Consider the following 8510-nt stretch of genomic DNA (forward strand, 5'->3'; position numbering starts at 1 on the left):
GTTATTTCTTTTTGAGTCATATTAAATATCTCCTCTCTCATATATGACATTTTATCAGAATGAATTTAATATGACATTATCATAGAATAATCATATAAATTGGAAAAAGGTATTGACAAAAAAGGATTTTAGTATTAAAATATTTGTTAAATACAAAAATAAATAATATGCTCTTATCAAGAGTGGTGGAGGGAACTGGCCCAGTGAAACCCAGCAACCTGTATAGGCAAGGTGCTAAATCCAGCGGTGTTAATTGTAATACCGGGAGATAAGGAAGAGATAATTAACCTCTTTCTTGTAAAGAGGTTTTTTTATTTTACCTCTATCAAATGTAGGGGTTTTTTATTAGTCAATTTTTAAAGGGGGATATTTAGTGATTAAATTAGAAAATCTATCAAAAAGTTTTGAAGATGGAGATAATAGAATCTGGGCAGTAAAAGATGTTAACCTCCAAATTAACAAAGGAGAAATTTTTGGAATCATCGGATTAAGTGGAGCTGGTAAATCAACTTTAATCCGATGTATAAATAGATTGGAAGAACCAAGTGAAGGTAAGATTTACATCGAGGGAGTAGATATTACTTCTCTGGATAAAAAAAATTTAAGAAATATGAGAAAAGATATTGGGATGATTTTTCAACATTTTAATTTGTTATCCCAAAAAACTGTATATAAAAATATTGCTTTTCCACTGGAACTGGAAGGTCTTTCAAAAAATGAAATTGATTCAAGGGTCAATACTCTATTAGATTATGTAGAACTATCTGATAAAAAAGATGCTTATCCTTCTCAGCTAAGTGGAGGTCAGAAACAAAGGGTTGCAATTGCACGGGCTTTAGCTAATAATCCTAAAATACTATTAAGCGATGAAGGCACTTCTGCCCTAGACCCAAAAACAACAAAATCTATATTAGAACTACTTAATAGGATAAGGAAAGAGTTTAATTTAACTATAGTCCTTATTACCCATCAAATGGAGGTAGTTAAGGATATATGCGATAGAGTAGCCATTATTGAAGATGGTAAAATTATCGAGATGAACACTGTAGAAGAATTATTTAAAAATCCAAAGACTAAAACCGCAAACGCCTTTATTAGCGGCTTAAAATTCAATGTGGAAGATGAAACTATTAAACCATATCAATTTAAAGGTACACTTATTAGATTAAGCTTTTTAGGGGAAAGTGCTAAAAAACCCATAGTATCTCAGATGATTAGAAAATTTGATATTGATGTAAATATATTATCAGGAAATATTAATGAGTTGATGAGCACTAGTGTAGGATATTTAATCCTTGAGCTTTCAGGAGAAAAGGATGAAATAGAAAGAGCAATAGAACATCTAAAGAATGAAAATGTGAATGTGGAGGTGATGTAGATGGCTGAATTGATTATTCCTTCTTTATTAGAAACACTGTATATGGTATTTTTCTCTACTTTTTTTTCGTTAGTAATTGGTTTTCCATTAGGAATTATATTGGTTATTACTGAAAAAAATAATATATGGGAAAAACCAGCATTAAATAAAGTTTTAAATAGTATTATAAATGTATTGCGTTCTTTTCCATTTATAATATTGATGATTGTAGTATTTCCCATATCAAAATTAATTGTTGGCCAAACCATTGGAACTACTGCAACCATTGTACCTCTTTCCATAGCTGCTGCACCATTTGTAGCTAGAATAATTGAATCTTCTTTAAAAGAAGTAGATAAGGGAGTAATAGAATTGAGCCTTTCCATGGGGGCAACGGTACCAGAAATTATATTTAGAGTACTTATTCCTGAAGCTATGCCATCTTTAATTCTAGGTATAACTATGACCATAATTAATCTAATTGGTTATTCAGCCATGGCAGGAGCCATTGGAGGTGGTGGATTAGGAAATTTAGCCATTAGATATGGATTATATGGATTTAAAACGGATATTATGGCAGTCTCCGTATTTGTAATCGTATTATTAGTTCAAGGAATACAGTATTTAGGAAATAAATTATCAACAAGTGTAAACAAAAAATAAGGGGGAAATAAAATTGAAAAAATTAGCGTTAATAACTTTAACTATAGTATTAGTTTTAACATCCTTAGTAGGATGTAGTAAAAATAATGGTTCTGATAATGTAATTAGAATTGGAGTATCTCCTAGACCTCATAGGGAATTAATTGAATTTATAGAAGAAGATTTGAAGGAAGAAGGAGTGGAACTAGAAATAATAGAATTTAACGATTATGTAAAGCCAAACTTAGCTTTAGCTGAAAAAGAATTAGATGCAAACTTCTTTCAACATGAACCATATATGAACAATTTTAAAGAAGAAAAGAATATAGACATTATGTCCATTGGGGGAGTTCATATTGAACCAATGGGATTGTATTCCACTAAATTTGAAACCATTGATGAACTGGAAGATGGTAGCGAAATTGCTTTTCCCAACGATCCTACCAATGGAGGAAGAGCATTGCTACTTCTTGAAAAATATGGATTGATTAAACTAAATCCTGAAGTGGGTATATCGGCTACCGAAAATGATATTATTGAAAATCCTAAAAATTTAAAGCTTAGAGCTTTAGAAGCTGCTTACCTACCTAGGGTATTAAACGAAGTTGATGGTGCTATAATCAATGGAAATTATGCTTTAGAAGCAGAACTTGTACCTACAGAAGATTCATTAATATTAGAAGAAAAAGACTCTCCTTATCCCAATATAATTGCCATAAGAGCTGGTGAAGAAAAGGAAGAAAAGTATGTTAAATTGATGAAAGTACTACAAAGTGAAAAGGTTAGAAAATTTATAGAAGAAAATTATGAAGGTGGAGTTATCCCTGCATTTTAGGAATTAAAAGACAAGGGGACGGTTCTGTTGTCTTATAAGACAACAGAACCGTCCCCTTGTCTTATTCTCTTGTTATATAGCCTTTCTCGAAAGCATCTTCTATCATCTTTTCGGTAAATTTCCATAGTTCTTCTGATGTTTCCTTTAGTGGGGCTATTCTTTTATATATATCTTTTTTTGAAACATTGAATTTTTTCCAAGTTCCTCCACCTGAAAAATAGTTGTTAAAAAATGGCTGAAGTCTATCCATAGAAGCTGCAAATATAGCTTCTTTTGTTTTCATTTCTTCGAATTCATCCCATAAGTTTCTTAATTCCTCACCTTTATCTCTATCCAATATACCAAATATCTTATCTGCTGCTTTTAATTCTCTTTCTTTTTTATCCATATTTCCTGCTTTATCATAACAGAATGTATCTCCTGCATATATTTCCACTAAATCATGGACTAAAAGCATTTTTATTACTTTGCATATATCTATATCTTCATTAGCATATTCGGATAAAATCATTGCCATTACCGAAATATGCCAAGAATGCTCTGCATCGTTTTCTCTTTTTGAATTGTCAATTAGGCTGGTTTGCCTTAATATGGATTTCATCTTATCCAATTCCACAATAAACTCAATATCCCTTAATAATCTTTCACTAGTCAATACATCATCTCCCTATAGTCTTTTAACATATTGTTACCATATTAGTTTATCATATTTTTTCAAATAGTGTAAATAATAAATAAAAGGAGGGATTTTTGTGGTTAATAAAAATAAAAACCCTGAAAAAGAACCTGTGGTCAATACTAGTATAGGATATCAAATGTATAGAGAACCTAAAAGCTTAAGTACGACAACAGATGCCTTTTACAATGTAAAAAAGAGAATCCCAAATACCAATGTAGCTATTCCTACTTTGGATGCAATTATTGAGGCAAAGGAATGGGTGGATGATGTGAATAGGAAATAATTATATACAAAAAGTTAAAAAGCCTTAGAAAAATCCTAAGGCTTTTTAAAGGGTCTATTAATCAACTTCATCTATATGAATATTATAGATTCCTAATTTTATTTAATATCATCCTTTGTTCTACTGTAGCAACTAATCTTCTAGTATAGGCTACCGTATCTGGGTTTACACTTATGCTGTCTATTCCCTCTTGGACTAAGAACTCTGCAAATTCTGGATATTGAGATGGTCCTTGACCGCAGATGGATATTGTTTTTCCATACTTATGGGCTGCTTTTATAAGTATGGATATGGCTCTTTTAACTGCTTCGTTTCTTTCATCAAAATAACCCATATTGTTTAATATGCCTGAATCCCTATCGGCCCCCATTACCAATTGAGTTAAATCATTGCTCCCTATGCTAAATCCATCTACCATTTGAGCAAATTCTTCAGCCTCAAATACTACTGATGGTACTTCTGCCATAATCCAAATTTTAAAACCTTTATCTTGAACTAATCCTTCTTCTGCCATTATCTTTTTTACCTTTTTTAATTCCCAAGTAGTCCTTACAAAAGGTAACATTGCCCATACATTTTCAAGTCCAAACTCTTCTCTAACTTTTTTCATTGCTCTACATTCTAGTCTAAATCCTTCTTCATAATCGGGAGAAATATATCTGGATACTCCTCTCCAGCCTATCATTGGATTTGCTTCTATTGGCTCTACTTCATCTCCGCCTTTTAAACCTCTAAACTCATTAGTTCTAAAATCACTAAGCCTTACCACAATTGGTTTAGGATATATTTCTTGAGCAACCATAGTTATACCTTCTGCCATCTTATCTATAAGCAACTGCCCTTGGCCAGTTTTTACTAAATACATAGGATGAGCACCTACTAAATTGGTAAAGATGAATTCTGTTCTCATTAGGCCAATTCCATCAAAAGGTAAATTCTTATACCTACCTATTATAGATGGTTCTCCTAGATTCATATATATTTTAGTTGCAGTAATAGGTGCTAATTGATGCACTAAGTCGTCACTTATCATAACATCTTGGGATACTTTTAATTCCTTTTCTTCCTTTTTATCTTCTTGAAGAACTATTCCTTCATATACAACTCCTCTTTTAGCATCTACGGTGACTTCCATGCCCTCTTTTAATACTTCTGTTGCACCTTTAGCTCCAACTATACATGGAATTCCCAATTCCCTTGAAACTATGGCAGCATGACAGGTCCTGCCTCCTTCTTCTGTTACTACTGCACTAGCCCTTCTCATGGCAGGTACCATATCTGGGTTAGTCATAATTGTAACTAGAATGTCTCCATCTTCAACTCGAGCTATTTCTGATATATCTTTAATATTTTTAACTTTTCCTGAATTGATTCCAGGTGAAGCAGCTAAACCTCTAACTAATGAGTTCAATTCTTCTTGTACTACTTCTTTTTCCAACGTAGTCCCCCCCTTTAAAGTAGTAATAGGTCTAGATTGTAATATATATAATTTTTTGGTATCCTTATCGAATCCCCATTCTATATCTTGGAAACTTCCATACATCTCCTCAATCCTCAATCCATAATTAGCTAATTCTATTATCTCTTCATCTGTTAAACATTGTTTATTGATATTTTCGTACCCTATATAATCTCCTACTTTTATTTCAGTTGTCCCAATGCCTATGTCCTTTTTAACTATCATAATGGTTTTTTCTGCAATATGTTTTTCAGTAATTTCTTTAGTTTCTTTGTTTACGATATACTCGTCAGGGGTTACTGCACCTGATACTACGGCTTCACCTAAACCCCAGCTAGCATTAATCATTATTTCAGTTTTATTATTATTGACTGGGTTAGCAGTAAACATGACACCCGACTTTTCACTGTTTACCATTTTTTGTATTACTACAGATAGACTTACATCAAAATGATTAAAACCCTGGTTTTCCCTATAGTATATTGCTCTAGCTGTCCAAAGGGAACCCCAACACATTCTCACATGGTTTAATAGTTCTTCTTTGCCACTAATATGAAGATACGTATCCTGCTGTCCTGCAAAGGAGGCTTCTGGTAAATCTTCTGCTGTAGCTGAAGATCTAACAGCTACTTCTGGATTTTCAACTTTAATTTCATCACTAAATTGGTCATAAGCTGACTTTATTTCATTTTCCAGCTCTTCTGGAATTTGAGCTGAATTTATTAATTGCTGAATTTCTCCACTAGCCTTTTGTAACTCAATAGAATCTTCTACATCTAAGTTTTCAATTTTGGCTCTTATTTTATCGCCTAGTTCTGCTCTGTCTATAAAATGGGTATAAGCCCCAGCTGTTACACAAAATCCAGGAGGTACATCTAAACCCTTTTGGGTAAGTTCTCCTAAATTTGCTCCTTTTCCACCAACAATAGGTATGTCATCTTTGTCTATTTGGTTAAACCATCTTATATATTTAAGCTCTACCATGTAATAAACCTCCTATTATCTTTTTATTATGTATATATTATAGCACATTTATATAATTATGCTATACTTTTTATTGTTTTTTTAAAAAAATACCTTAAGGAAAGTATAACCTTAAGGTGTTTTTTTAGACTATTAACTTTCTATTTGTATATCAAAACCTATTATTCCAGCAAAGTTATTATCCATATCCTTTATTTGAGCTGAAATGGTGATACTAACCTTTTTTGTATCTAAACTAATGTAAAAATCTGAAATATAAGTTTCACTATTTAAAGCTCCAACAAACCAAGGCCTATTCCTTACATCAAAATCTTCAATTTCTTCACTAGCAGATATCAATTCCCCGTGGGTATCATATAGATATATTAAATCGATATTAGGATTTTTATAAATTATATCTTTGTATATCCTGTTATGAGCTTCAATATTGAAAATCCTTATGTCCTCACTTTCCCTAATTTGGTTGACTACTTTAAGGCTTTTTTCTATTATTTTATCTAATATATCTTTATCCATAACCACCTTTGAATGATATTCAATTTCCTTTTCCAGCTCCTTGTTTATATGATTTAGAGTAAAGGCATTATTGCTTATATCATCCATGATAGCCGCTTGTTCTTCTATGGAGGCAGAAATTTGTTGAGTTCCAGACACAGTTTCTTCCGATATAGTGGTTATAACTTTCAAGCTTTCAATAATTCTATCTATTTCGTTAAGCTGATTAAACATCTTTTTATCCGTTGTTTTAATTACACTGTTGATAGTATTTAGAGTCTCACTTGCTTCTCCAAAAGATGATTGGGTTTCTTTAGCTAAACCTGCATCCTTTTGTTCTTCTACTATGCTTTCCTTAAGATTGGATAGTAGTATATTTATATCCTGTCCAAACTCTTGTATCATGTTGTTTATCTTATCTGTAGCCTCACCAGTCATTTCCGCTAACTTCCTTACTTCATCTGCAACTACTGAAAACCCTTTTCCATACTCCCCTGCTCTTGCAGCTTCAATTGCAGCATTTAAGGCCAAAAGATTGGTTTGACCTGATATATCTTTTACCATGTCTACAATATTGTTTATTTCATGTACATTTTTGGAAATAATCTCTGCTTCTTTAATCAAAGTTTGATTCCTATTCATTCTATTGGTCATATTAGAGATTAAGTTGCCTAATATATCACCTGTTTCAACAAAAGACTGATTAGTTTTTTTCCATTGTTCTTGAGCTTTTTTGTTTTCTTCCGTTGTTTCCAGTGAAGTAGATTTTAAATTATTGTTCATAACCATTAACTCTTCTACCCTATTCTTTTGCTCTTCTGCTCCTATGGATATGTCCTCTATTGCTTGAGCTATTTCATTAATTGATTGATTCGTTTCTTTGGTAGCTATAGCTAACTCGTTAGTTATCCCTAGTGCTTGCTGGGAAGAATATGTAATTTGGGATAATGCATCCCTATAATTATTTAATATTTGATTAAGATTTTCACCAATTTTACCATATTTTTTGTCACTAATATCAAATTTCTTTGATAAATTACCCTTTGCTACCTCCTCTACCCCTCCTTCAATTTTTTTCCTATTATCTTCATGGTTTAGAAGTAAATATGAAATAATTTCCAAAATGATAATAACACCAATTACTATATAAAAATACATAGATATCGGATAATAGGTAAAAACAAAGAATAAAATGCCAATTAATAATAATTTTAATAAGAACACTATTATAAGAATCCCTCCCTTTTTTTCTATGTATATTAATTTTATCATATTTGACAAAATTTCCAAACACATTTATTAAATCGAGGATTTATATACTTAATTGTCAAAAAAAATCCCGTATGATTATACGGGATTAGAAACACAAACCATTTGTAAATAATATGACTAACAACAAGAAGAAAAATAGTAAAGAATCGTCTCCGTCGTTAAACCAACAGCCATTATTAAATAATACTACAAGTAGTAAGAAGAAGAATAATAATTCATCATCTATTTCATTAAAAACATCGCCTAAGCCACCTCTTCTTTTTCCACCTGCAATTTTAGTTTCATCAACCATAATATTTACCTCCTTATTATTTCCTTCCTCACTGTATAGTATGTAATAGACCAATATAGGGTTACTGTTTTGGAATATTTATTTGTTTTTTGGAAAAAATATTTTTAAATAGTAATAAAGACCAGCTAATTAAAGTCAATAGATTTTAGCAAAATAATATTAAATATTTTTTGAAAAACTAATAATAAAAAAATGCACACCTAATAAACCAA

Annotated in this window: 8 protein-coding genes and 1 riboswitch; of the genes, 4 read left to right on the forward strand and 4 right to left on the reverse strand. The window is 31.5% G+C overall.

The features are described 5' to 3' along the window. The first annotated feature begins 170 nt into the window (after window positions 1-170). A riboswitch (SAM riboswitch) is annotated at window positions 171-275 on the forward strand. Window positions 276-373: 98 nt separating this feature from the next. From C3E90_RS01940 to C3E90_RS01950, 3 genes are read left to right on the forward strand one after another with little or no spacing between them, the layout of a single operon-like run. Further along, a complete protein-coding gene (locus C3E90_RS01940; protein ID WP_236913863.1) occupies window positions 374-1378 on the forward strand; it encodes a methionine ABC transporter ATP-binding protein in 1005 nt (334 codons plus the stop codon). Then, window positions 1379-2020: a methionine ABC transporter permease gene (locus tag C3E90_RS01945; RefSeq protein WP_236913864.1), complete on the forward strand. Its 642-nt coding sequence runs from the start codon at window positions 1379-1381 to the stop codon at window positions 2018-2020. Between the two features lie 13 nt (window positions 2021-2033). After that, window positions 2034-2834: a MetQ/NlpA family ABC transporter substrate-binding protein gene (locus tag C3E90_RS01950; protein ID WP_236913865.1), complete on the forward strand. Its 801-nt coding sequence runs from the start codon at window positions 2034-2036 to the stop codon at window positions 2832-2834. A 61-nt stretch (window positions 2835-2895) separates the two neighbouring features. On the opposite strand, the gene C3E90_RS01955 is transcribed toward C3E90_RS01950, so the two are convergent. Beyond that, entirely contained in the window at window positions 2896-3489 is a 594-nt protein-coding gene (locus C3E90_RS01955) for an HD domain-containing protein (RefSeq protein WP_236913866.1), read from the reverse strand. Window positions 3490-3586: 97 nt separating this feature from the next. Here C3E90_RS01955 and C3E90_RS01960 point away from each other — a divergent pair, with 97 nt between their 5' ends. Then, window positions 3587-3796 carry a CDIF630_02480 family spore surface protein gene (locus C3E90_RS01960; RefSeq protein ID WP_236913867.1) on the forward strand — a complete coding sequence of 70 codons (210 nt, stop codon included), beginning with the start codon at window positions 3587-3589 and terminating at the stop codon, window positions 3794-3796. Window positions 3797-3878: 82 nt separating this feature from the next. Here the strand turns inward: C3E90_RS01960 and ppsA are convergent, their stop codons facing one another. From ppsA to C3E90_RS01975, 3 genes are all read right to left on the reverse strand, one after another. Next, window positions 3879-6239 carry a phosphoenolpyruvate synthase gene (gene ppsA, locus C3E90_RS01965; protein ID WP_236913868.1) on the reverse strand — a complete coding sequence of 787 codons (2361 nt, stop codon included), beginning with the start codon at window positions 6237-6239 and terminating at the stop codon, window positions 3879-3881. A gap of 132 nt (window positions 6240-6371) precedes the next feature. Then, the gene (locus C3E90_RS13445) at window positions 6372-7958 is read right to left on the reverse strand and encodes a methyl-accepting chemotaxis protein (RefSeq protein ID WP_236913869.1); all 1587 of its coding nucleotides are present in this window, start codon (window positions 7956-7958) and stop codon (window positions 6372-6374) included. A 133-nt stretch (window positions 7959-8091) separates the two neighbouring features. Then, window positions 8092-8298 carry a hypothetical protein gene (locus tag C3E90_RS01975; RefSeq protein WP_236913870.1) on the reverse strand — a complete coding sequence of 69 codons (207 nt, stop codon included), beginning with the start codon at window positions 8296-8298 and terminating at the stop codon, window positions 8092-8094. Window positions 8299-8510 lie beyond the last annotated feature (212 nt).

It is taken from the genome of Clostridium sp. Cult2 (assembly GCF_021655075.1).
GTDB lineage: Bacteria > Bacillota > Clostridia > Tissierellales > Tepidimicrobiaceae > Schnuerera.

What these genes read in the sequence shown, in the direction of transcription:
- C3E90_RS01945 (WP_236913864.1), top strand. Translation starts at nt 1,379, where the DNA reads ATGGCTGAATTGATTATTCCTTCTTTATTAGAAACACTGTATATGGTA.
- ppsA (WP_236913868.1), bottom strand. Translation starts at nt 6,239, where the DNA reads ATGGTAGAGCTTAAATATATAAGATGGTTTAACCAAATAGACAAAGAT.
- C3E90_RS01975 (WP_236913870.1), bottom strand. Translation starts at nt 8,298, where the DNA reads ATGGTTGATGAAACTAAAATTGCAGGTGGAAAAAGAAGAGGTGGCTTA.